The sequence below is a fragment of the Rhodococcus gordoniae genome (assembly GCF_001646655.1).
In the GTDB taxonomy this organism is placed as follows: Bacteria; Actinomycetota; Actinomycetes; order Mycobacteriales; family Mycobacteriaceae; genus Rhodococcus; species Rhodococcus gordoniae.
In genome coordinates this window covers 239,287-260,120 of sequence record NZ_LPZN01000003.1, presented here as the reverse complement: position 1 = coordinate 260,120, position 20,834 = coordinate 239,287, and the positions used below count along the sequence as shown (strand labels likewise).

Annotated in this window: 20 protein-coding genes; 9 read left to right on the top strand and 11 right to left on the bottom strand. The window is 68.7% G+C overall.

Going from position 1 to position 20,834, the window contains the following annotated elements; genetic code table 11:
• Positions 1-96: 96 nt before the first annotated feature.
• Positions 97-300: a PspC domain-containing protein gene (locus A8G18_RS03010; protein ID WP_064062654.1), complete on the bottom strand. Its 204-nt coding sequence runs from the start codon at positions 298-300 to the stop codon at positions 97-99.
• A gap of 210 nt (positions 301-510) precedes the next feature.
• Complete coding sequence (locus A8G18_RS03005) at positions 511-852, bottom strand: PASTA domain-containing protein (RefSeq protein WP_064062653.1); 342 nt, start codon at positions 850-852, stop codon at positions 511-513.
• A gap of 160 nt (positions 853-1,012) precedes the next feature.
• Between A8G18_RS03005 and A8G18_RS03000 the strand changes: the two genes are divergently transcribed.
• The gene (locus A8G18_RS03000; RefSeq protein ID WP_064062652.1) at positions 1,013-1,870 is read left to right on the top strand and encodes an alpha/beta hydrolase family protein; all 858 of its coding nucleotides are present in this window, start codon (positions 1,013-1,015) and stop codon (positions 1,868-1,870) included.
• Here A8G18_RS03000 and A8G18_RS02995 read toward each other — a convergent pair.
• Genes A8G18_RS02995 through A8G18_RS02980 form a run of 4 tightly spaced genes read right to left on the bottom strand, consistent with a single transcriptional unit; the run spans position 1,856 to position 6,373 of the window.
• Positions 1,856-3,685, bottom strand: a complete 1,830-nt coding sequence (locus tag A8G18_RS02995; RefSeq protein WP_064062651.1) for a sugar phosphate isomerase/epimerase and 4-hydroxyphenylpyruvate domain-containing protein — start codon at positions 3,683-3,685, stop codon at positions 1,856-1,858. The two genes, A8G18_RS03000 and A8G18_RS02995, sit on opposite strands and share 15 nt — an antisense overlap.
• Positions 3,685-4,551, bottom strand: a complete 867-nt coding sequence (locus A8G18_RS02990; protein WP_064062650.1) for a shikimate dehydrogenase — start codon at positions 4,549-4,551, stop codon at positions 3,685-3,687. The genes A8G18_RS02995 and A8G18_RS02990 overlap by 1 nt, the downstream gene beginning before the upstream one ends.
• Positions 4,548-5,018 (bottom strand): type II 3-dehydroquinate dehydratase, encoded by a 471-nt coding sequence (gene aroQ / locus A8G18_RS02985; protein WP_064062649.1) that lies wholly within the window; start codon positions 5,016-5,018, stop codon positions 4,548-4,550. Before aroQ ends, A8G18_RS02990 begins: the two co-directional genes overlap by 4 nt.
• Positions 5,015-6,373 carry an MFS transporter gene (locus A8G18_RS02980; RefSeq protein WP_064062648.1) on the bottom strand — a complete coding sequence of 453 codons (1,359 nt, stop codon included), beginning with the start codon at positions 6,371-6,373 and terminating at the stop codon, positions 5,015-5,017. Before A8G18_RS02980 ends, aroQ begins: the two co-directional genes overlap by 4 nt.
• Positions 6,374-6,474: 101 nt before the next feature.
• On the opposite strand from A8G18_RS02980, the gene A8G18_RS02975 reads away from it, so the two are divergent.
• Entirely contained in the window at positions 6,475-7,479 is a 1,005-nt protein-coding gene (locus A8G18_RS02975) for a LacI family DNA-binding transcriptional regulator (RefSeq protein WP_064062647.1), read from the top strand.
• 52 nt (positions 7,480-7,531) lie between these two features.
• Here A8G18_RS02975 and A8G18_RS02970 read toward each other — a convergent pair whose 3' ends face one another.
• Positions 7,532-9,550 carry a prolyl oligopeptidase family serine peptidase gene (locus A8G18_RS02970; protein WP_064062646.1) on the bottom strand — a complete coding sequence of 673 codons (2,019 nt, stop codon included), beginning with the start codon at positions 9,548-9,550 and terminating at the stop codon, positions 7,532-7,534.
• Here A8G18_RS02970 and A8G18_RS02965 point away from each other — a divergent pair.
• Both A8G18_RS02965 and A8G18_RS02960 read left to right on the top strand, forming a co-directional pair.
• On the top strand, positions 9,549-10,883 hold the full coding sequence (locus tag A8G18_RS02965) for a wax ester/triacylglycerol synthase domain-containing protein (RefSeq protein WP_084421439.1): 1,335 nt from the start codon (positions 9,549-9,551) through the stop codon (positions 10,881-10,883). The genes A8G18_RS02970 and A8G18_RS02965 overlap by 2 nt on opposite strands.
• A 30-nt stretch (positions 10,884-10,913) precedes the next feature.
• Positions 10,914-11,759: an SDR family oxidoreductase gene (locus A8G18_RS02960; protein WP_064062779.1), complete on the top strand. Its 846-nt coding sequence runs from the start codon at positions 10,914-10,916 to the stop codon at positions 11,757-11,759.
• Between the two features lie 37 nt (positions 11,760-11,796).
• On the opposite strand, the gene A8G18_RS02955 is transcribed toward A8G18_RS02960, so the two are convergent.
• Positions 11,797-12,087 (bottom strand): hypothetical protein, encoded by a 291-nt coding sequence (locus A8G18_RS02955; RefSeq protein WP_016933419.1) that lies wholly within the window; start codon positions 12,085-12,087, stop codon positions 11,797-11,799.
• A gap of 204 nt (positions 12,088-12,291) precedes the next feature.
• Between A8G18_RS02955 and lpdA the strand changes: the two genes are divergently transcribed.
• The gene (gene lpdA / locus A8G18_RS02950) at positions 12,292-13,695 is read left to right on the top strand and encodes a dihydrolipoyl dehydrogenase (protein ID WP_064062645.1); all 1,404 of its coding nucleotides are present in this window, start codon (positions 12,292-12,294) and stop codon (positions 13,693-13,695) included.
• 74 nt (positions 13,696-13,769) lie between these two features.
• On the opposite strand, the gene A8G18_RS02945 is transcribed toward lpdA, so the two are convergent.
• Positions 13,770-14,447 (bottom strand): helix-turn-helix transcriptional regulator, encoded by a 678-nt coding sequence (locus A8G18_RS02945; protein WP_245207763.1) that lies wholly within the window; start codon positions 14,445-14,447, stop codon positions 13,770-13,772.
• A 179-nt stretch (positions 14,448-14,626) separates the two neighbouring features.
• Here A8G18_RS02945 and A8G18_RS02940 point away from each other — a divergent pair, with 179 nt between their 5' ends.
• From A8G18_RS02940 to A8G18_RS02925, 4 genes are all read left to right on the top strand, one after another.
• On the top strand, positions 14,627-15,439 hold the full coding sequence (locus A8G18_RS02940; protein WP_064062778.1) for a class I SAM-dependent methyltransferase: 813 nt from the start codon (positions 14,627-14,629) through the stop codon (positions 15,437-15,439).
• Positions 15,439-15,771 (top strand): cupin domain-containing protein, encoded by a 333-nt coding sequence (locus tag A8G18_RS02935; RefSeq protein ID WP_064062643.1) that lies wholly within the window; start codon positions 15,439-15,441, stop codon positions 15,769-15,771. Before A8G18_RS02940 ends, A8G18_RS02935 begins: the two co-directional genes overlap by 1 nt.
• A 69-nt stretch (positions 15,772-15,840) precedes the next feature.
• Complete coding sequence (locus A8G18_RS02930) at positions 15,841-16,938, top strand: ferredoxin reductase (RefSeq protein ID WP_037222825.1); 1,098 nt, start codon at positions 15,841-15,843, stop codon at positions 16,936-16,938.
• A 28-nt stretch (positions 16,939-16,966) separates the two neighbouring features.
• Positions 16,967-18,403 (top strand): fatty acid desaturase family protein, encoded by a 1,437-nt coding sequence (locus tag A8G18_RS02925; protein WP_064062642.1) that lies wholly within the window; start codon positions 16,967-16,969, stop codon positions 18,401-18,403.
• A gap of 4 nt (positions 18,404-18,407) precedes the next feature.
• Here the strand turns inward: A8G18_RS02925 and atzF are convergent, their stop codons facing one another.
• Both atzF and A8G18_RS02915 read right to left on the bottom strand, forming a co-directional pair.
• Entirely contained in the window at positions 18,408-20,141 is a 1,734-nt protein-coding gene (gene atzF, locus A8G18_RS02920) for an allophanate hydrolase (protein ID WP_064062777.1), read from the bottom strand.
• A gap of 111 nt (positions 20,142-20,252) precedes the next feature.
• On the bottom strand, positions 20,253-20,783 hold the full coding sequence (locus A8G18_RS02915) for a carboxymuconolactone decarboxylase family protein (RefSeq protein WP_016935002.1): 531 nt from the start codon (positions 20,781-20,783) through the stop codon (positions 20,253-20,255).
• Positions 20,784-20,834 lie beyond the last annotated feature (51 nt).

Below are 20,834 nucleotides of genomic sequence, written 5' to 3'. Positions count from 1 at the left end.
TCGTAGTGGTTCGCGACTGCCGCTGCCACCTGCACAACATGCGACCCCCGATGGATGTCCATCGGGGGTCGCATGTTCTTCGGGCCGGGATGTCGATCAGTGTTCGGGGACGATCATCCACAATGCGAGGTAGAGCAGTACGGCGGTGCCACCCGTGACGAAGGCTGTGAGGAGTGCGCCTGCGCGCACGAGGTTGAGGTCGATGCCGAAGTACTCGGCCAGTCCTGCGCACACGCCACCGAGCATGCGCTGGGACGAGGAACGGGTGAAGGGGCGGGGGGTCCGGTTCTCGAAGTTCATGCATTCATCCTGTCGCCGAGACGATCCCGCCACATCCGGGAACGGCCCGGATCTTCACCCTGATCTTCGACTCGGGGTCGACCGGACTCTCGCCGGGGAGTGCTGGAATCATCCTGGACAACTCGTCGCCCGGCGTGCTCGGAAGCCGCGAGGATACTCGAGATGGTCTGCGGGAGAGTATTTTCGGGCTGGACCGACCTTCGAGGCGGGTCAGCGGCACACGACCGCCAGGCCTACCCCTCGCCACACCTGACGCTCGACACGGTCGAACTCGTTGTCGTCGCTGTCGTATTCGTACTCGACGACGGTCCGGTACCCCCGGTCTCGCTGAGCGGTCACCGTGCAGTCGCCGCCGACGGAACCGGACCGGTTGACGATCGTGTACGGCACATCGTTCGCGGCGAGCATCTCGACCGCGTCCTGCTCGCTCATGCCCACGACGCCGGGCGCGGGTTGTGCTGCGGCAGTGCTTGTTCCGAGAAGGAACGCGGCAGTGCCCATCGACAGGACGGCGGCGGTCGCGAGACGGGAGCGAGCGGAAGGGGTACGCATGGGATCCTCCGAAGGGGTGCTGGATCGGACATTTCGATCGTCCGCCGCGACCGGGCCCGAGCACATCCGGGCACGACCCCCATCCCCACCCTGAATTCCGGACTCGGGGTGGAGGAGGAAACCGGCAACCGCCGCGTCCGGATCGGCCTAGTCTGAGCCGGTGGAGACCGTACCGATCCAGCTTCCCGGCGGCACCACGGCGCCGGTGCGCCTCTTCGCGGGACCCGACCACGAACACGAGACACGCCGCGACGCCTCCCGCGCCGTCGTGGTCGTCGTCCCGGGCCTCGGTATCCCCGCCGGTTACTACGAGCCCTTCGCGCAGGCGATCACCGAGCACGGATTCGACGCGGCTGTCTGTGAGCTCGCCGGTCAGGGTGACAGCCGTCCGAGGCCGGGACCGGACAGCACGTACGGCTACCACGAGATCGTCGCGACGCATTTCCCCGCCGTCTTCGAGGTGGTGCGGGAACGTTTCCCCGACTCGACGCCCTACCTGCTCGGTCACTCCATGGGCGGGCAGCTCGGCGCGCTCTACGCCGCGCGCATCCGCGGACGGCTCGGCGGGCTGATCCTCGTCGCGTCGGGCACGCCCTACTACCGGCACCACGGCGGCGTCCGCGGCCCGGGGCTGTGGCTCGGATCGACGGCGATGTCGCTGACCGCCGCGGTCGCCGGGTTCTGGCCCGGCGACCGGATCGACGTCGCCGGCTTCGGCCGGCAGTCGCGCGCCCTGATCTCCGACTGGGCACGATTGGCCCGCACCGGCCGGTTCGAACCGGCCGGCGCGGACATCGACTACGAGGAACGGATCGGGCGGCTCACGCTCCCCGTCCTGTCGATCACGATCGACGGCGACGAACTCACCCCCGTCGCGTCCGCGCAGCACCTGCTCGAGAAGCTGCCGTCCACCGAGATCACCCGATGGCACAATCCGCGGCCCCTGGGCCACAACGGCTGGATCCGCGACAACGACGACACCGTCGCGACGATCGTGGCGTGGTTACGTGACCGCTGATCCCGCGCGGGCGGCCGCGGCGAGCCGGACGTGGGCGTTCGGGGAGCCGTATCCGGTGTAGGCGCCGCGCCGTTCGAGGAGTTCGACCTGGAATCCACCCTGCACCGGGAGCGTGTAGGCGTGCAGGAATTCACCTCCGTCGTCGTTGCGGTCGTAGAGCAGGCCGTTGCTCTGCAGGGCGGCGAGCAGCCCGGGGTCGAGCGCGAACCGCGCATCGAGGTCGGCGTAGTAGTTCGCGGGTGGTCGCAGGAACTCCACACCGCGCGCACGCGCGTGGCGCACCGAGTCGACGACGTCTGCCGTGGCGAAGGCCAGCTGGGTCACGCCGTGCGGCTGTGGCGCCGCACCGGTCTCGGAGACGTTCAACGCGACCCGCAGGTCCCCCTTCTCCGCACGCAGGGCGCGGATACGCAGGCGGCCCTGCGGCTGGATGTACTCCTCGGGGTCCTCCGGGCGCAGCCCGAACAGGGTGCGGAAGAACGACAGCTCCTGGTTCAGATCGTCCGCGGCCACCGTCACGTCGACGTGGTCGAGACCGAGCCATCCCTCGTCCGCCGGGGGAGTGACTGCGGCGTCGTCGGCCACGAAGTCGTTGTGCCAGTCGTCGGTCTGCCCTGCCTCGGCACTGACGAAGACGTGCAGGCCGGAGGGGGAGGTGATGCCCGGCAGGCCCGCCTCGCCCTCCCCGCGGGTGCGGTCGACCGCGGGCCACAACAGGCTGGCGGCGCGTTCGGCCACCGCGGCGACGTCGGGCGCGACGAGCCCCAGCGCGGTCGCGGCAGGGCCCGGCGCGGGCGCTTCGTTGAGGACGACGTTCGCGCCGCCGTTGCGCCACCACACGACGGGCTTGCTGCGGTGCCGGCCGGCGATGTGGAATCCGAGTCCGGTGAGCAGTGCCGGGTAGTCGGTGCGGTCGGGGTCGGCGAGTTCGACGAACGCCGCATCGGTGCGCGCCGGCACCGGCGGCGCGACCGTCACCTTCTCGCGTGCGGGGCCGGTGAGCCGCGCACCGAGCCGGTCCTCGAGGAACAGCAGCGACCGCATCGCGTCGCGCGCGGTCACATGCGGATCCGCTTCGCGCACCACGTCGCTGAAGACCTCGAGCGACAGCGGGCCGTCGTAGCCGGCGTCGAGCACGGCCGCGACGACCCCGGACACGTCGAGCATGCCCTGCCCCGGGAAGCAGCGGAAGTGGCGGCTCCATTCGAGGACGTTCATCTCGAGCACCGGGGCGTCGGCGACCTGCAGGAAACCGATGCGCTCGCCCGGGATTCCGGCCAGGGCGCGTCCGTCGTCGCCGCGCGCGAGCATGTGGAAGGTGTCCACGGCCAGCGTCACCGCCGGGTGGTCGGCGCGGTCGACGAGATTCCACGCCTGTCCGACCCGGTTGACGTGCCGTCCCCAGGCGAGGGCCTCGTAGGCGAAGGTGACCCCGTGCGAGGCGGCGAGCTCGCCGACGATACGCAGCTGCTCGGCGGACAGCTCCGGGTCGTCGATCGCGTTCGGGAGCGCGTTCGAGCACGCCAGGAAGGTCGTCGCGCCGAGTTCGTTCATCACCTCGAGCTTGCGGCGGACGCGATGCAGGACGTCGGGGAACCGCCGCGGGTCGACGCCCTCGATGTCGCGGATCGGCTGGAACAGATCGATCGACAGGCCGAGATCGGCGCAGCGGCGGGCCACCTCGGTGGGGGACAGCGGCGACGCGATCAGGTCGTTGTCGAAGATCTCGATTCCGTCGAATCCCGCGGCGGCGATCGCGTCGAGTTTGTCGGCGAGAACACCGGAGAGCGAGACGGTGGCGATTCCGCGGCGCATCAGCGGGTCAGCTCCTCGAAGTGTCGGACCATGCGTTCGGCGTCGGGTTCGACGCCCGTGAAGTACTCGAAGGCACCCACGGCCTGGAAGACGGCCATGCCACCACCGGGCACGACGCGGCAGCCGCGGGAGCGGGCGAGGTGGATCAGTTCGGTCTCGAGTGGGAAGTACACGACGTCGGAGACCCACAGGTCCTCGCGGACGAGTTCGGCGGGAACGGGAAGCCCGGGATGACCGGTCATGCCCGTGGGGGTCGCGTTGACCAGGCCCTGCGCCGAGGCCAGGGCCCCGGCGAGGTCGGTGGTCGCGGCGACCCGGTCGTCGCCGAACCGTTTGGCGAGGCGGGTCGCGCAGGCCTGCGCCTTCTCGACGTCGACGTCGACGATGGACACGTGCGCGGAGCCCTGTTCGAGCAGCGCGTACCCGACGGCCGAACCGGCACCACCGGCCCCGACCAGCACGGCGCGGTCGGAGACGGCGTCGGGTAGGCGCCGGCGGAAGGCGCGTCCCCAACCGGACCAGTCGGTGTTGCGGCCGATCGCGCGCCCGTCGCGGAAGACCACGGTGTTGACGGCCCCGAGATCGTGGGCGTCGTCGGACAACTCGTCGAGCAGCGGGATGACGACCTGCTTGAACGGATGCGTGATGTTGAGCCCGTCGAAACCGAATCGCTGTGCCCAGTCGAGCATCTCGGCCAGGTTGTCGACACCGTAGCCGAGACGCTCGGCGTCGACGAGGCGGTAGGTCAGGTTCACACCCGAGGCGAAGCCCTCTCGTTCCTGCATGGCCGGGGTGAGCGAACCGCCGATCCCGGCGCCGAACAGGCCCAGCAGGAAGGATGTGCGTGCGGGCGCGGCGGTGGTCATCGGGAACGGTCCTTCTGTTCGGTATCGAGTGCAAGCGCGGCCAGGTGACGGATGGCGAACGCGTATCCGTCGGGGCCGCATCCGGCGATCACGGCCTTCGCGACGGGAGCGACGAACGAGCGGTGCCGGAATTCTTCGCGGGCGTGGATGTTGGTCAGGTGCACTTCCACGATCGGTGCCGCGACGATGGCCAGCGCGTCGTGCAGCGCAACCGAGGTGTGCGTGTAGGCCGCGGCGTTGACGACGAAGCCTGCCGCCGATTCGCGTAGGTCGTGGATCGAATCGATCAGGACGCCCTCGTGGTTGGTCTGCCGGAAGTCGATGTCGAAGCCCAGGTCGTCGGCGGTGCGGCGACACGATTTCTCGATGTCCGCCAGTGTCGCGGTGCCGTAGAGACGGGGGTCGCGCGTGCCGAGCAGATCGAGATTGGGCCCGTTGAGCACGGCGATGGTGGGACGTGCACTCATGATGCGGCTCCGGCGGGAACCGGCGCGGTGTTCCGGTCGTGGGGGAGCAGGCCGATCTCACGGGTGGGGACCTTGTGGGTTCCGGACGGTCCGGTGGCCACCGCGACCAGCGAAATGACGACGGCGCCGACGCAGAACAGGGCCACGCGGTACCAGTTGTCGGCGTTGCCGTCCATGAGCGATCCGGCGATGGCCGGGGTGAAACCGGCGAGGGCGAAGCCGAACTGGGTGCCGATCGCCATGCCCGACAGGCGGACGCTGGTGGGGAAGTACTCGGCGTAGGTGGCGGGCCACACCGCGTTCGGCATGCTGTAGATCACGCCGGCGAGCAGGATGCCGGTGACGAGCACGAGCGGCACGTCGCCCCGCGAGATCGACCACAGGAAGGCCGTCACCATCACGGCGCTGCCGATCAGACCGGAGACGAAGACCGGTTTGCGGCCGATGCGGTCGGACAGCACGGCCCACAGGGGGATGGTGCCCACGGCGATGATGTTGGCGACGATCGCCAGCCACAGCATCGTGGTGTCGCTGATGCCGATGCCGTACTCGTCGGCCGTGGCGAAGTTGAGGGCGAAGACCTGGAAGGCCGTGTTCACCATGGCGATGAAGGCCGCGAAGAAGACCCGCAGGACGCTGGTCCAGTGATGGCGGAAGAGCACGGCCAGCGGTGCCTTGGGTGCCTCGTTGTGCGCCTTCTCGGCGTGGAACTCGGGGGTCTCGTCGAGGCTGCGCCGGATGAGGAAGCCGATCAGCACGATCACGGCGCTGATCCAGAAGGGCACGCGCCAGCCCCACGACTGCAACTGTTCCTCGGACAGCAGGGCGATCACCGGCAGGAACATGAGCGGTGCGAGCACCTGGCCGCCCTGCGTGCCGCTCAGCGTCCAGCTGGTGAAGAAGCCGCGCCTGTCGTCGGGGGCGTGTTCGAACGACATGGAGTTCGCGCCGGCCTGCTCGCCCGCGGCGGACAATCCCTGGAGCAGTCGCAGCACGACCAGCAGGATCGGTGCGATCATGCCGACCTGGCCGTAGGTCGGCAGGCAACCGATGAGGAATGTCGAGACACCCATCAGCAGCAGCGTGCCGACGAGGATCAGTTTGCGGCCGAAGCGGTCGCCGATGTGGCCCATCAGGACGGAACCGAAGGGGCGGGCGACGTAGGCGACGCCGAAGGTCGCGAGCGATGCGACGGTCGCGACCGCCTGGTTCCCCTCGGGGAAGAAGATCTCGGGGAAGACGAGCGCAGCGGCGGTGCCGTAGATCGCCAGGTCGTAGTACTCCAGTGCGCTGCCGCTCCAGGCGGCGAGTGCCGCCTTGCGGGGCGTGCGCTGCACGGTGGTGTTTTCGGTCATCGGGTGCCTCGGGGGGTGGGTCTTCAGTATCGGATACAGGGACGGTAGGGGTGTGGCGCAGCACACGGCAATCGTTTGCCATTTTTTGCCATACTGTCCGCATGTCGGCTGCCCCGCGTTCCCGGAAACGCGCCACCATCACCGATGTGGCCCGCGAGGCAGGGGTCGCGGCGTCCACGGTCTCCCGCGCCTTCACCGACCCGGGCCGGGTCAACGTCGTCACCCGCGATCACATCCTCGAGGTCGCCGACCGGCTCGGCTACGCCCCCAACCCCGCGGCCCGTGCCCTCGAATCGGGACGCACCAACACCCTGGCGCTGCTCGTCCCCGACATCACGAACCCCTTCTTCTCCGGCGTGATCAAGGGGGCCGAGCGCGCCGCCGTCGCCTCCGGCCGGACCCTCGTCCTCGCCGACACGCAGGAGAGCGCGGTCACCGAAGCGCACATCATCCGGCGGTTGGGGCCGGCGGTCGACGGCTTCGTCCTGGCGGCCGCGCGCATGCCCGACGACGAGCTCCGGCGCGTCGCGGAACTCGACGCCGTGACCCTGGTCAACCGCGCGATCCGCGGAATTTCCTGCGTCGTGGCCGATTACGAGACGGGAACACGTCAGATCGTCGACCATCTCGCGTCGCTCGGGCACCGCTCGCTGCTGTTCCTCGGCGGCCCGCCCGAGTCGTGGTCGGGAGCGCGACGGTGGGCCGGTCTGCAGGCGGCGGCACAAGCCCACGACATCGTGGTGCGTCGCTTCGGCCCGTACTCGCCGACGCTCGGAGGCGGTGCCGCCGCGGCCGACGCCGCCGTGGCGGCCGGCGTCACCGCGGTGGTGTGCCACAACGACATGCTCGCGATCGGGGTGCTGCGCCGGCTGCGCGAACGCGGGGTGTCCGTGCCCGGGCACGTGAGCGTGGTCGGTTTCGACAACATCTTCGGGTCCGACCTGTGTCAGCCGTCGCTCACGACGCTCGCCGAACGCACCGAGGACGCCGGGGCGCGAGCCATGGAGATGCTCGCCCGGCAGGCCTACGAGCGGGTCGCGGTGGCCGACGGACTCGTACTCCCGACCCAGCTCGTCGTCCGCGAGTCCACCGGCCCCGCGAGATGAGGGAGGTCGTGTGCGTCTTTTTCGACGAAAACGCACACGACCTCCCCGAAGGTCACCGGTTCGCGAGCTTGTCGGCCAGGAAGGTGAACGTCAGCGCCGACTTGAACGCCGCCTGGGCGTTGTCGGCCGCGCCGCCGTGACCACCTTCGATGTTCTCGTAGTACGAGACGTCGTGTCCCTGTTCCTCCAAACGCGCGACCATCTTGCGCGCGTGCCCGGGATGCACCCGGTCGTCCCGCGTCGACGTGGTGACGAGGATCGGCGGGTAGGCAGCGTCGGGATCGGTGTTCTGGTACGGCGAGTACTTCGACAGGAACTCCCACTCCGCGGGGTTGTCGGGGTCGCCGTACTCGGCCATCCACGATGCTCCGGCGAGCAGCAGGTGATAACGCTTCATGTCGAGCAGCGGCACCTGGCACACGATCGCCCCGAACAGTTCGGGATAGCGCGTGAGCATCACGCCCATGAGCAACCCGCCGTTGCTGCCGCCCTGGGTGCCGAGCTGCGCCGCTGTCGTGATCCCGCGCGCGACGAGATCCTTCGCGACCGCGGCGAAGTCCTCGAAGACCTTGTAACGGTTCTCCTTCAGTGCCTGGGTGTGCCAGGTGGGGCCGTACTCGCCACCGCCGCGGATGTTGGCGATGACGTAGGTGTAGCCCTTCTCGAGCCATGCCCGCCCCACGCCACCGCTGTAGGCCGGAACCATCGAGTTCTCGAACCCGCCGTATCCGTACAACAGTGTGGGCGAAGGGGTTCCGGTGTTGCTGCCGACCACGAAGTAGGGCACCTGTGTGCCGTCGTCGGACGTCGCGAAGTGCTGCTCGACCGTGATGCCCTCGGCGTCGAAGAACGACGGCGCCTGCTTGATCGCCTCCACCGCGCCGCCGACCGTCCCGGACAACAGGGTCGCCGGGATCGTGAATCCGCTGGAGTTGAGGAAGAAATCGTCGCCGGTGCGCGGATCGACGTCGATGATCGAGGTCGACGTGGCATCGGGGACACCGGGCAGTTCCTCGTCGGCCCAGCCGTCGTCACCGGGCGTGAGCACCCGCACGCGGGTCTGCACGTCGCGCAGTGTGACGACGAGCAGGTGATTCTTCGTCCACGCGTACTGCTCGAGCGAGGTGTGCTCGTCCGGGGCGAACAGCACCGTCATCTCGCGCGAACCGGCGAGGAACGCCGGATAGTCCGCCGCGAGCAGCGTGCCGGCGGGATATCCGAGCCAGTCGGACCGGGTACGCACGAGCAGGTGATCGCGGTAGACGCTCACCCGCGCGTCGTCGGGAACGTCGAGCCGGACGAGTCCGCCGTCCGCGGTGAGTTCGAACCGGTGCGCCCGGTAGAAGTCGATCGCGCGGTCGACGAGGGTGCGTTCGTATCCTGGCGTGTCGTCGTACCACGCGGAAACCGCGACATCGCTGCGCTCACCCTCGAAGACCGTCTCGGCTTGCTCGATCGGCGTGCCGCGTCGCCATCTCTTCGCGAGACGCGGGTATCCCGAGTCGGTGAGCGATCCGTCGCCGAAATCGCTTCCGACATAGACGGTGTCGGCGTCGATCCACCCGATGTCCGTCTTCGCCTCGGGCAGTTCGAAACTGTCCGGACCCGAGAGGAATCGCCGCTCGACGAGGTCGAACTCGCGGATCACGCTCGCATCGGCACCACCGCGCGACAGGCTGATGAGCGCGCGGGTCTGGTCGGGCCGCAGCACCTGGGCTCCCGACCACACCCAGTTCTCACCCTCCTCCTCGGCGACGGCGTCGAGGTCGACGAGGACGTCCCAGTCGGGTTCGTCGCGCAGGTACTGCTCCATCGTCGTACGACGCCACAGGCCGCGCACGTGCTCGGCGTCCCGCCAGTAGTTGTAGAGGTACTCACCCCGCCGACGGGCGTACGGAATGCGGGCGTCGGTGTCGAGTACCTCGCGGATGCGGGATTCGAGGTCCGTGAAGCCGTCGGTGCGGGTGTACGTCTCGACCGTTCGGTCGTTCCGGGCACGCACCCAGTCGAGTTGTTTCTCGCCGGTGACGTCCTCGAGCCACAGGTACGGATCGGTCGTGTCGTCGCTCATGACCCATTCATACCCGCCCCTCACCTGCCGCGGGCGGCAGGCAGACTGTGACCTCGTGCAGATGCATCCGTCGGACGCGCGCCGAGAATGGCTCGGCGACCGAATCCCGGGCGACCTGTTCGCCCTCTACTGTTTCGACGCCCCCGCGGTTCCGGTCGCCGAGGTGCTCGCCGAACTGCGGTCGCGGGTGGCGGCGATGGGGGAGTTGCAGGTGCGGATGGTCGAGGTGCCCGCGGGTCTCGACTATCCCTACTGGACAGCCTGCGGACCTGGCCCCGACCGGTTCGTCGTCCACGAATCCGGCAGCTACGGGCAGGTGCTCGACACGCTGTCCGGGCTCGTCGCGACCCGCGTCGACGTCACCGTCTCACCGTGGCGCTTGCACATCTTCCAGCAGGTCGCCGATGCTCCGCGCGGAAACGGTCCCGCGCTCGTCGTCGTCCTGCAGATGTCGCACGCCTTCGCCGACGGGGTGCGCACGTCCGCGCTGGCCCGGGACCTGTTGTCGGGCATCGCCACACCCACGACCCCGCCGCGTGCCCCCTCGCCGGCCGGGATGCTCGCGCGCGCCCTCCTGCGGTTGCCTCTGTCGATCCCGCAGGTGATCGCCGACGGGCGACGGGCGGTCGAAGCACAACGGCAACTCGCCGAACCGTCGGTCCCGCAACCCGCCCCGGGGAGGCCGCTGGTGGCCGTGAACACCGCGCCCGGACCGCGCCGGGCGGTGCGCACAGTCGTGGTCGACACCGCAGACCTGCGCCGCGTCGGCACCGTCACCGTCGGTGCGCTCACCGTGATCGGTGCCGCCCTGTCGGACTTCCTCGGTGTCGACGAACTGTCCGCGGAAGTGCCGGTCGCGGTGCCCACCGCGACCTCCCGCAACAGTTACCGCAACGTCGGAGTCGACCTGCACTGCACCATCCGCGACCCGCACGAGCGTGCCGTGGCGATCGCCGCCGACCTGGCGTCGCAGCGGATCCGCGCGCGCCACCCCGCAATGGCGGTACGCGCCCGCACCGACGATCACGTCCCGGCACCGCTGCTGCGCTTCGGCACCGACCGCCTCGACCTGTCCGTCGTCCCGCCCACCGTCACCGGCAACACCGTCGTCTCGAGTGTCGATCGCGGCCGGGCCGACCTGGAACTCGGTGGCGGCCGGGTGCGGTTCACCTCCGGCTTCCCCGGCTTGTCGCCGGTGCAGGCCCTCACACACGGCGTGCACGGGATCGGCGAGGCGGTGACCCTGTCGGTGACGACCTCCCCGGAGGTGGTCGATGCGGCCGGTCTCGCTCGGTACGTCGCCTTGCTGCGCGAGGCGGTCGCCGCGCTGTAGCGTGCCCCGAATCGAACGATGGAGGGGTACATGGCGGTATATGCGGTGACGGGTGCCGCGTCGGGAATGGGCAGGGCGAGTGCGGAACGGTTACGGGCTGCCGGGCACACGGTGATCGGCATCGACCTGAAGGACACCGAGGTCACGGCGGATCTGTCCACGCCCCAGGGCCGCTCCGATGCGGTCCGCACGACGCTCGAGCTGGCGGGCGGCCGTCTCGACGGCGCCGTACTCGCCGCCGGGTTGGGTCCCGCCCCGGGCAAGGAGAAGATCATCGCGCAGGTCAACGTGCGGGGCGTGATCGACCTGCTCGTCGGCTGGCGGCCGGCGCTGGTCGCCTCCGGCAACAGCAAGGTTGTGGTGTTCGGGTCCAACTCGACGACGACGACGCCCGGCGTGCCGAACTCGGCGGTGAAGGCGTTCCTCGCCGGCGACATGGACAAGGGCGTCGCCCGCGCCACGCGCATCCCGCAGACGGGTCCGCCGTTCACCTACGCGGCGTCGAAGATCGCCGTGACCCGATGGGCGCGCCGGGCTGCGGTAACCCCCGAGTGGGCAGGAGCGGGTATCCGCCTCAACGTCCTCGCACCGGGAGCGATCTCCACCCCGCTGCTCGACGCGCAGCTCGACAGCCCGCTCGGGAAGGCGGTCGAGAGCTTCCCCGTTCCGCTCGGCGGCTTCGGGAAGCCCGAGGAGATCGCGCAGTGGGTCGAGTTCATGCTGTCGCCGGCGGCGGACTTCCTGACGGGAAGCGTCGTGGTGGTCGACGGCGGCACCGAGGCGTACTTCCGCCCCGACGACTGGCCGGTGCGGGTTCCGCTCCGGTCGATCCCCCGGTACCTGCTCGCCATGCGGAGGTTCGGGCGCCGGAAGTGAGGGTCCGCGCGGCGCGGACCCTCACCGGGCTCTCACATCAGGCGAAACAGTCGCCGAATCCGTAGATCGCGTCGAACGCGCCGGTGGGCAACACGTCCACCGCGTTCACGCGGTAGGACGGGTACGAGGCATGCATCAGGTCGCGCACGAACCGCAGGGCGTGGATCGCGTCGACGGCGTCGACGGTGATGACGAGCTGGGCGCGGCCGTTGTCGCTGCGCCCCACCGCCCCGTGATGCGGGACGATCGGTTCGATGAGGTCGACGGTCTCGTCGTCGGTCAAGCGATCGAGGTCGGCGTCGATTTCGATCATCGCGTTGTATTCCATGTGTGTTCTCCCGTGTCGAACACCCGAGCGGCCTCGCGCCGCGCGGGTTGATCTCGACGGGGAACACGCACGACGACATCATGCCCGAACCGGACGACACGCGCCGTCATCCGATCGGTGGAGAGCGGATCGGGACGGTGGCTACCCGCGGGTAACCGGACCATCGGCAGACACCGGAATCGGGCGGGACTACCCTGTATATCCGTGACCTCACACTATGACGTCGTTGTCCTCGGAGCCGGTCCCGGTGGGTACGTCGCTGCTATCCGCGCGGCACAGCTGGGACTGAGCACCGCCATCATCGAGCAGAAGTACTGGGGTGGTGTCTGCCTGAACGTGGGCTGTATCCCCTCCAAGGCGCTTCTCCGCAATGCCGAGTTGGTGCATCTCTTCAACAAAGAGGCCAAGACCTTCGGCATCTCCGGTGACGTGTCCTTCGACTTCGGTGCCGCCTACGACCGCAGCCGCAAGGTCGCGGACGGCCGCACCAAGGGCGTGCACTTCCTCATGAAGAAGAACAAGATCACCGAATACGACGGTAAGGGCTCGTTCGTCGACGCCAAGACCATCGAGGTGGCCCTCACCAAGGGTGGCACCGAACAGGTGACCTTCGACAACGTCATCATCGCCACCGGCTCGGTCACCAAGCTGCTCCCGGGCACCGAGCTCAGCGACAACGTCGTCACCTACGAGGAGCAGATCCTCACCCGCGACCTCCCCGAGTCCATCGTCATCGTCGGTGCCGGCGCCATCGGCATGGAGTTCGGCTACGTCCTGAAGAACTACGGGGTCGACGTCACCATCGTCGAGTTCCTCGACCGCGCACTGCCCAACGAGGACGCCGACGTCTCCAAGGAGATCGCCAAGGCGTACAAGAAGCTCGGCATCACCATCAAGACCGGTGCCGCCGTGCAGAAGATCTCGGACGACGGCTCGAAGGTGACCGTCGAGATCAAGGACAACAAGTCCGGCAACGTCGAGACCGTCACGGTCGACAAGGTGCTGCAGTCGGTCGGCTTCGCGCCGCGCGTCGAGGGCTACGGCCTCGAGAACACCGGCGTCGAGCTCACCGACCGCGGTGCCATCGCGATCGACGAGCGCATGCGCACCAATGTCGAGGGCATCTACGCTATCGGCGACGTCACCGCGAAGCTTCAGCTCGCCCACGTCGCGGAGGCACAGGCCGTGGTCGCGGCCGAGACCATCGGCGGCGCCGAGACACTCGAGCTCGGCGACTACCGCATGATGCCGCGCGCGACCTTCTGCCAGCCGCAGGTCGCCTCCTTCGGTCTCACCGAGGAGCAGGCGAAGGCCGAGGGGTACGACGTGAAGGTCGCGACCTTCCCGTTCACCGCCAACGGCAAGGCACACGGTCTGGGCGATCCCACCGGCTTCGTCAAGCTCATCGCCGACAAGACCCACGGTGAGCTCATCGGCGGCCACCTCATCGGCCCCGACGTCTCGGAGCTGCTGCCCGAGCTGACCCTGGCCCAGAAGTGGGACCTCACGGTCAACGAGCTCGCGCGCAACGTCCACACGCACCCGACGCTCAGCGAGGCGCTGCAGGAGGCCATCCACGGTCTCGCAGGACACATGATCAATTTCTGAGGATGCGGGGCCGACCCGAGGCTCCGCGTTCACCCTTCTTCCGTGTGGGCGGATCCCCGCTCGGATGTACCGGCTCAGCCCGTGACGACTCGACCGTCGTCGCGGGCTGACGTCGTTCCGCCCTTCTCCGGACGCAGCACGAGCTGCACGAGACAGTTGCCGTCCTGCGGGTCGGGCCGGACGTCGACGGCGTAGCGGCTGCGCAGCAGGTCGGCGTGGTCGTCGAGGACGCGCTGGATCAATCCGCGTTGGATGCCGCGCACCACTTCGGGATTCGTGCGGGCGATCTCCGCGAGCGGGCACGTGCACAGCGTGAGACTGTGGGTGCCGAAGGCGTTCGTCGCGCTCTGCGTCTCGAAACCCAACTGCTGCAGGGCGTCGATGACGAGCGTGGCGGCGTCGACGGTCGGCGCGGGTGCGAGGGCGAGCATGCCCGCCCAGTCCGAGCCCACCTCGAACGCCTTGTCCTCGCGCTCGGTGGGGGTGCCCCCGATCCGCGCGGCGAGCAGCGCGACGAGATCGGTGTAGGACGGTTCCTTCACCGCGACGTAGCCGAGGCGCGGGCGCCCGACCCGCTCGGCCGGAAGTTGCCGGGTGCGGACGAGACCTTCCTCCTCGAGGCCTGCGAGATGGAAGCGGACGGTCGTGACGTGCAGGTCGAGCGTGGCGGCGAGGTGATGGGCGTCGACCGGGCCCGAGGATTCCCGCAACAGTCCGAGAATCCGCTCGTGTTGCTTCACCCGCCGTGCCAAGTCCGCTCTCCCGTCGCGCCCGGGGTGCCCCTTAGGTGAGGGTCACCTTATTAAAAGGAAGAAAATCCTCTATAGTCGGCGTCATGGAGGCGACGACCGGATCACCGTCCACGTTACGACCGGTCCGGAGAGTCTCGGAACTGTGGCTACTCTTGGCCTCGCGAGAAAGAGTGCAGAACATGACGAATGAGCGCGCATCGGAAGATGCTCTGCCCCTTGCGGGTAGGGACACCGCCCACCTGCCGGGACACTGGCTGCTCGCCCGCCTGGGCAAGCGTGTGCTGCGGCCCGGCGGCAAGGAACTGACGGCGCGCATGCTCGCCGACGCGCGGTTGCGCGGCGCGGACGTCGTCGAGTTCGCGCCCGGCCTCGGCCGGACCGCGCAGGAGATCCTCGCGTACTCGCCCGGCAGTTACACCGGCGTCGAATCCGACGAGACGGCAGCCGAACTGACGCGCAAGGCCATCGCCGGTGGCGGCAGGGTGGTCAGCGGCGAGGCGTCGAAGACCGGACTCGACGACGAGGTCGCCGACGTCGTGGTCGGCGAGGCGATGCTCACCATGCAGACCGACAGGCACAAGGCGGAGATCGTGCAGGAGGCACGGCGGGTGCTCCGGGCGGGCGGGCGGTACGCCATCCACGAACTCGCGATCGAACCCGACGCGGTCGACGACGAGGTCAAGACCGAGATCCGCAAGTCGCTCGCGCGCTCGATCAAGGTCAACGCCCGCCCGCTCACCGCGGCGGAATGGCGGACCCTGTTCGAGGAGAACGGATTCGAGGTCGAGAAGATTGGCTTCGCCCCCATGGCGCTGCTCGAACCCAAGCGCATCCTCGCCGACGAGGGCCTGCCCGGGACCCTGAAGTTCGTCGGCAACGTCCTTCGCGACTCCGACGCCCGCAGCCGGGTGCTCCGGATGCGGTCGACGTTCACGAAGTACAAGAAGCATCTGGTCGCGATCGAGATCGTCGCCACGAAGAAGGAAGCGTGATGAGTGCACAGCAGGTCGAGGGCAGGCTCACCCGTATCGAGGGGCTCGCGGAGCTCAACGCGGGAGAGGGGAGCGGGCCGCGCATCGAGAAGCTCGCGGCGGTCACCGGTGCCACCGTGGTACGTCTGTCCTTCACCGCCGGGCAGACGATGGACGACCACAAGGCCGGCGCCCCGATCCTCGTGCAGGCCGTCACCGGGGACATCGCGTTCAGCACCGCCGACGAGACCGTGTCGCTGCTGCCGGGCACCGCGGTCCACGTCGACGCGGGTATCGTGCACCGCCTCGTCGCGAACGCCGATTCGGTAGTGCAGTTGACGATCCTGCGCTGACGATTGTTCCCGCTTCCACACGGAAGCGAATCCGCACGTGCGGCGTGTATGCACGCGTAGTGTGTCGCCATGGCGGAACGCGGCGCTCGCCCACACGTGCACCCGGTTCGGAGATGGTTGCTGCGCACGGTGCGGCACCTGTTCACGCCCCTCCGTCCCGACGACTATCTCGAGATGATCAACCCGCTCTGGACGACCCGCGAACTGCGCGGCCGTGTCGAGCGGGTCGTCCCCGAGGGTGGCGACGCCGCGTCGGTGCTCATCCGCCCGGCCTACGAGTGGCGGGGACACGAGCCCGGCCAGTACGTGCGGCTCGGCGTGATCATCGACGGCGTCTACCACTGGCGGGCGTATTCGCTCACCTCCGACCCGGATCCGGACGACGGACTCATCAGCGTCACGCCCAAGCTCGTCGAGAACGGTGTGGTCTCGCCGTATTTGGTCCGCAAGCTCGAACCGGGCGACATCGTCCGGCTCGGCGAGGTGGAGGGCGTGTTCACACTGCCCGATCCGCTGCCTCGGAAGATGCTGTTCATCAGCGCGGGCAGCGGGATCACGCCGATCATGAGCATGCTGCGCAGCCTCGACCACCGCGACCGCGTCGACGACGTCGTGGTCGTGCATTCCGCCCGCACCCCCGACGAGGTGATCTTCTCGTCGACCCTGCACGAGCTCGACGACCGTCATCCCGGCCTGCGCCTCGAAGTGTGGCTCAGCGGTGAACGCGGCCGCATCACTCCCGGCGACCTCGACGAACTCTGCCCCGATTGGCGCGAGCGCGACGCCTTCTGTTCGGGTCCGCGCGACCTGCTCGACGCCCTCGAAGAACACTGGGACGAACACGGCGATCCCGAAAGATTCCACCTCGAACGTTTCCAGCCGATCATCGGCGGGAATGCCGGAAGCGGCGAAGGCGGCACCATCCACTTCCTCGACAGCGAGAAGGAGGTGGAATGCGACGGCGGAACACCCATCCTGGTCGCAGGGGAGAACGCCGGCCTGAAGTTGCCGTACGGCTGTCGGATCGGCATCTGCCACACGTGTGTCGGAACACTGAGATCCGGACAACTCCGGGACCTGCGAACCGACGAGGTGAGCGAGCCCACCGGGGCGGCGGTGCGTACCTGCATCCACACCGCGGAGGGCGACATCGAAATCGAACTGTGAAGCAACCGGCTTCGAGGCAGGGGGCGTCGTGACGAGAAGCATCGACAGGGCCGATACCGGGTCGCAGGAACTGCAGAGTCCGCTCGCGCATCTGAGCGACGACGATCTCGAGCAGATCGCGAAGGAATTCGATGCCATCCACGACGAGGTGTACTCGAGCCTCGGCGACAAGGACCGGCAGTACATCAAGAACGTCATCGCGGCGCAGCGTCAACTGGTCGTGGCGGGGCGGGTGCTGCTGTTCGCGTCGTCGTCGAAGCCCGCATGGGTGGCCGGGACGGCCTGCCTCGGCCTGGCGAAGATCCTCGAGAACATGGAGATCGGCCACAACGTCATGCACGGCCAGTGGGACTGGATGAACGATCCGGACATCCACTCGTCGGTGTGGGACTGGGACACCGCCTCCACCGCGGAAGCGTGGAAGCACTCGCACAACTACATCCACCACACGTTCACCAACATTCGCGGTCTCGACAAAGACCTCGGCTACGAGATCATGCGGATCGACCCGCACCAGAAGTGGCACCCCGTCTACCTCGCGCAGCCCGTCTACAACGCGCTGCTCACCGTGCTGTTCGAGTGGGGTGTCGCGCTGCACGACCTCGACCTCGAGGCGCTGTGGGCCGGAGAGAAGTCGGCCGGGCAGGTGCTCGAGGAACTGAAGGGCATCGCCGGTAAGGCCCGCGCCCAGTTCGTCAAGGACTACGTCGGCTGGCCGCTGGTGAGCGCCGCGCTGTTCGGTCTCGCGCAGGTCGCGCTGCAGGGCCGGTTGCCCCAGCCGAAGACCTCACGTCTGGGCCGGCGACTGCGCTCGACGAGCACGGGGCCGATCGGTAAGGACCGGTCCGGAAAGTTCCGTACCGCAGCCGATCTCGCCGACCGGTATCTGCCCGGTGTCGAGAAGACCTTCCTCGCGACCGTGCTCGCCGACGTCACGGCCAACATCATCCGCAACGTGTGGGCGCACGCGATCATCTTCTGCGGACACTTCCCCGACCAGACCTACACCTTCTCGAAGAAGGAGGTCGAGAACGAGTCGCGCGGAGGGTGGTACGTGCGGCAGCTCGTCGGCGCCGCGAACATCGAAGGCACCCCGCTGTTCCACGTCATGAGCGGCAATCTCGGTTACCAGGTGGAGCACCATCTGTTCCCCGACATGCCGAGCACCCGCTACGCGGAGGTCGCGCCGAAGGTCAAGGACATCTGCGAACGCTACGAACTGCCCTACAACTCGGGCAGACTGGGCAAGCAGTGGTTCATGGTGCACCGCACCATCGCCCGGCTCGCCTTCCCGGGCGGCAAGCCCCGGCCCAAGCCCGGACCGTACCGACGCTCGCAGGATCCCCAGGGTGGGCCCGCCCCCAGCGAGGCCGCGCGGTTCCGCGACCGCCTGCCCGCCGATCATCCCGATGCCGGACCCGAACACGACGGTGGCGGCGTGAAGGTCGACCCGCCGCCCCGCTGACCGCTCACCGAGATCGTGACGCCCGGTAGGCCTTCCAGCCACCGAACCCGGTGATGTCCACCGCGTCCTTCGCGGCGTCCTGCGTGCATCCGAAACCGACGACCCACCGCCCGTCCGCCAGTTCGACACTCGTCAGCGTCATCGGGGCGGGGAGCGCGGCGAGGAAGCGTCCCAGACCGGCCTCCGACAGACGGAACAGTTCGCCGGTGATCGCGGCGCCCTCGCCCGGTGCGTGCCGCACCAGTCCCGGCTTGGGTGGTGTCGTGTTCAGCGCGGCGAGACGGTACGCGTCGGAGGTGTGCACTTCCTCGACGAACCGCGCCCCGAGCTTCTCGAGCTGGAAGTGCAGTGGCTGACCGCGAAGGTGCGCTCCGAAGACCGCGAGTTCCACACCGGACTCGACGACGCGCGGCGCATCCACATCGTTCAGCGCGGCTGCGACGTCCACTGCCACCTGATCGGCGAAGGCCGGGACCACGACCATGACCCCGAACGGATCGCCGCCCGCCGTGGGTGCGCCCGGAACGGCCACCGCCGCCATGTCCAGTAGGTTGCAGAAGTTGGTGTAGGTGCCCATCCGTCGATTGACGGCGACCGGATCGGCCTCCACTGCAGCGATCGTCGGGTGTTCCGTCGTCGTCGGGAGCAGCAACCCGTCGAACCCGGTGAGCAGTTCAGCTGCGAACGCCTTGACGTGGGTGAGGGTGTCGAGGTCTTCGACGAGTTCGTACGCGGCGGGCTTCTTCGCGTCGGCGACGATCGCGGCGACGGTGGGATCGGCGCCCTCCGGCGCCCTCGACAGGAACTCGCCGACAGCGGCGTAGCGCTGGGCCACCACGGCACCGTCGTACAGCAGCAGCGCCGCGTCGAGCAGCGGAGAGATGTCCACCTCGACGATTTCGGCGCCGGCCTCGCGCGTCGTCGCCACCGTGCGGGCGAAGGCGTCGCGGTAGTCGTCGCACAGGGCCTCGAGATCCTCGGCGCGCGGCACCGCGACACGCAGAGCGTTCGATGCGGCGAGTCGCACGTCCGCGGGCCATGCCCTGCTGCGCGTATCTCGGGATTCGGGTCCGGCCATCACCCGGACCGCGGTCGCCGCGAGGTCGAGCGACGGCGCGAAGACCGTGAGGCAGTCGTAGTCGACGCACGCCGGCACCACGCCGTGCGCCGGGATCACGCCGAGGGTGGCCTTGACACCGACGATTCCGTTCAGCGCGGCCGGGACGCGTCCCGACCCGGCGGTGTCGGTGCCCAGCCCGATGTCGGCGATGCCGAGCGCGACGGCGACCGCCGAACCCGAACTCGAACCGCCCGAGACCTTCTCGGGATCCCAGGCGCACCGCACCGTCCCGTACGGGCTGCGGGTCCCGACGAGACCGGTGGCGAACTGGTCGAGGTTGGTCTTGCCCAGGACGACGGCGCCGGCGGCGATCAGGCGCTCGACACCCGAGGCGGTCTCCTCGGGGACGTACGCGAACTCGGGACATGCAGCAGTGGTGGGGATTCCGGCGACGTCCACGTTGTCCTTGACCGCGACGACCAGACCGGCGAGCGGCAGTGACTCACCGGCGGCGACGCGGGCGTCCACGGCGGCGGCCTCGGCGAGGAGATCGTCGGCGCCGCGCAGCGTGATCCACACTTCGGGGCGCTCCACCTCGCCGATGCGGCGCAGCGCGGCGAGAACGCGATCGGTGGCGGACACCCTCGCCGGGGAGACGGGCGCCGCAGCTGTATACATCTTCGTGGACATGGCTGTATACGCTATGGACCGGCAATGACGCCGCTGTGACGTTGTGTAACAGCCTTGTTAGGGATGTCCTCTCCGGCCGGATGCCGGCATGCGGACGGATCAGAAGTCGCGTTCGATCTGCAGGACACCGATGGTCGTGGCGAGAGCATCGTATTGCGTGACGAGCAGGCAGAATTCGATGAGCCTGCGGTCGTCGTAGTACTGCGCGAGCGACGACCAGGTCTCGTCGGACAGGTGCTTCGTGGTCACGAGCTCGTCGACGGCGGTGAGAAGCGTACGGTGCCTCGGCTGCCAGCCCGGAGCGCCGGGTCCGGCGACGATACGGTCGCGCACCTCGTCGGTGATCCCCGCGCGGCGGCCCAGACGGGTGTGGTGGTCGAATTCGTAACCGCACTCGCGTAGATGCGCTACCCGCAGGATGACCATCTCCGACTCGAAGCGGCCGAGGCGGCCGAACGGCATGAGCATGCCCGCATAGTGCAACCATCCGCGGAACAGTCGCCCGGTGCGGCCGAGCGTGCTGAACAGGTGGGCGTCCGAGGTACCCCCGGCAGCGGACAGGGCCTTCCATGTCACCCAGTTGAGCGGGCCGAGTTCCTTGAAACGTCCGGGCTGGATGCGGGGTGTCATGAGCGCCAGTGTGCCCGAACGAGCTCGTCCGGTCACGCGGAACGACCGGGG

Excerpts from the sequence above, each read along its gene's own strand:
- A8G18_RS03010 (WP_064062654.1), bottom strand. The coding sequence starts at position 300 with ATGAACTTCGAGAACCGGACCCCCCGCCCCTTCACCCGTTCCTCGTCC.
- A8G18_RS03005 (WP_064062653.1), bottom strand. The coding sequence starts at position 852 with ATGCGTACCCCTTCCGCTCGCTCCCGTCTCGCGACCGCCGCCGTCCTG.
- A8G18_RS02995 (WP_064062651.1), bottom strand. The coding sequence starts at position 3,685 with ATGCGCCGCGGAATCGCCACCGTCTCGCTCTCCGGTGTTCTCGCCGAC.
- A8G18_RS02990 (WP_064062650.1), bottom strand. The coding sequence starts at position 4,551 with ATGACCACCGCCGCGCCCGCACGCACATCCTTCCTGCTGGGCCTGTTC.
- aroQ (WP_064062649.1), bottom strand. The coding sequence starts at position 5,018 with ATGAGTGCACGTCCCACCATCGCCGTGCTCAACGGGCCCAATCTCGAT.
- A8G18_RS02980 (WP_064062648.1), bottom strand. The coding sequence starts at position 6,373 with ATGACCGAAAACACCACCGTGCAGCGCACGCCCCGCAAGGCGGCACTC.
- A8G18_RS02975 (WP_064062647.1), top strand. The coding sequence starts at position 6,475 with ATGTCGGCTGCCCCGCGTTCCCGGAAACGCGCCACCATCACCGATGTG.
- A8G18_RS02965 (WP_084421439.1), top strand. The coding sequence starts at position 9,549 with ATGACCCATTCATACCCGCCCCTCACCTGCCGCGGGCGGCAGGCAGAC.
- A8G18_RS02970 (WP_064062646.1), bottom strand. The coding sequence starts at position 9,550 with ATGAGCGACGACACGACCGATCCGTACCTGTGGCTCGAGGACGTCACC.
- A8G18_RS02960 (WP_064062779.1), top strand. The coding sequence starts at position 10,914 with ATGGCGGTATATGCGGTGACGGGTGCCGCGTCGGGAATGGGCAGGGCG.
- A8G18_RS02955 (WP_016933419.1), bottom strand. The coding sequence starts at position 12,087 with ATGGAATACAACGCGATGATCGAAATCGACGCCGACCTCGATCGCTTG.
- A8G18_RS02940 (WP_064062778.1), top strand. The coding sequence starts at position 14,627 with ATGACGAATGAGCGCGCATCGGAAGATGCTCTGCCCCTTGCGGGTAGG.
- A8G18_RS02935 (WP_064062643.1), top strand. The coding sequence starts at position 15,439 with ATGAGTGCACAGCAGGTCGAGGGCAGGCTCACCCGTATCGAGGGGCTC.
- A8G18_RS02930 (WP_037222825.1), top strand. The coding sequence starts at position 15,841 with ATGGCGGAACGCGGCGCTCGCCCACACGTGCACCCGGTTCGGAGATGG.
- atzF (WP_064062777.1), bottom strand. The coding sequence starts at position 20,141 with ATGTATACAGCTGCGGCGCCCGTCTCCCCGGCGAGGGTGTCCGCCACC.
- A8G18_RS02915 (WP_016935002.1), bottom strand. The coding sequence starts at position 20,783 with ATGACACCCCGCATCCAGCCCGGACGTTTCAAGGAACTCGGCCCGCTC.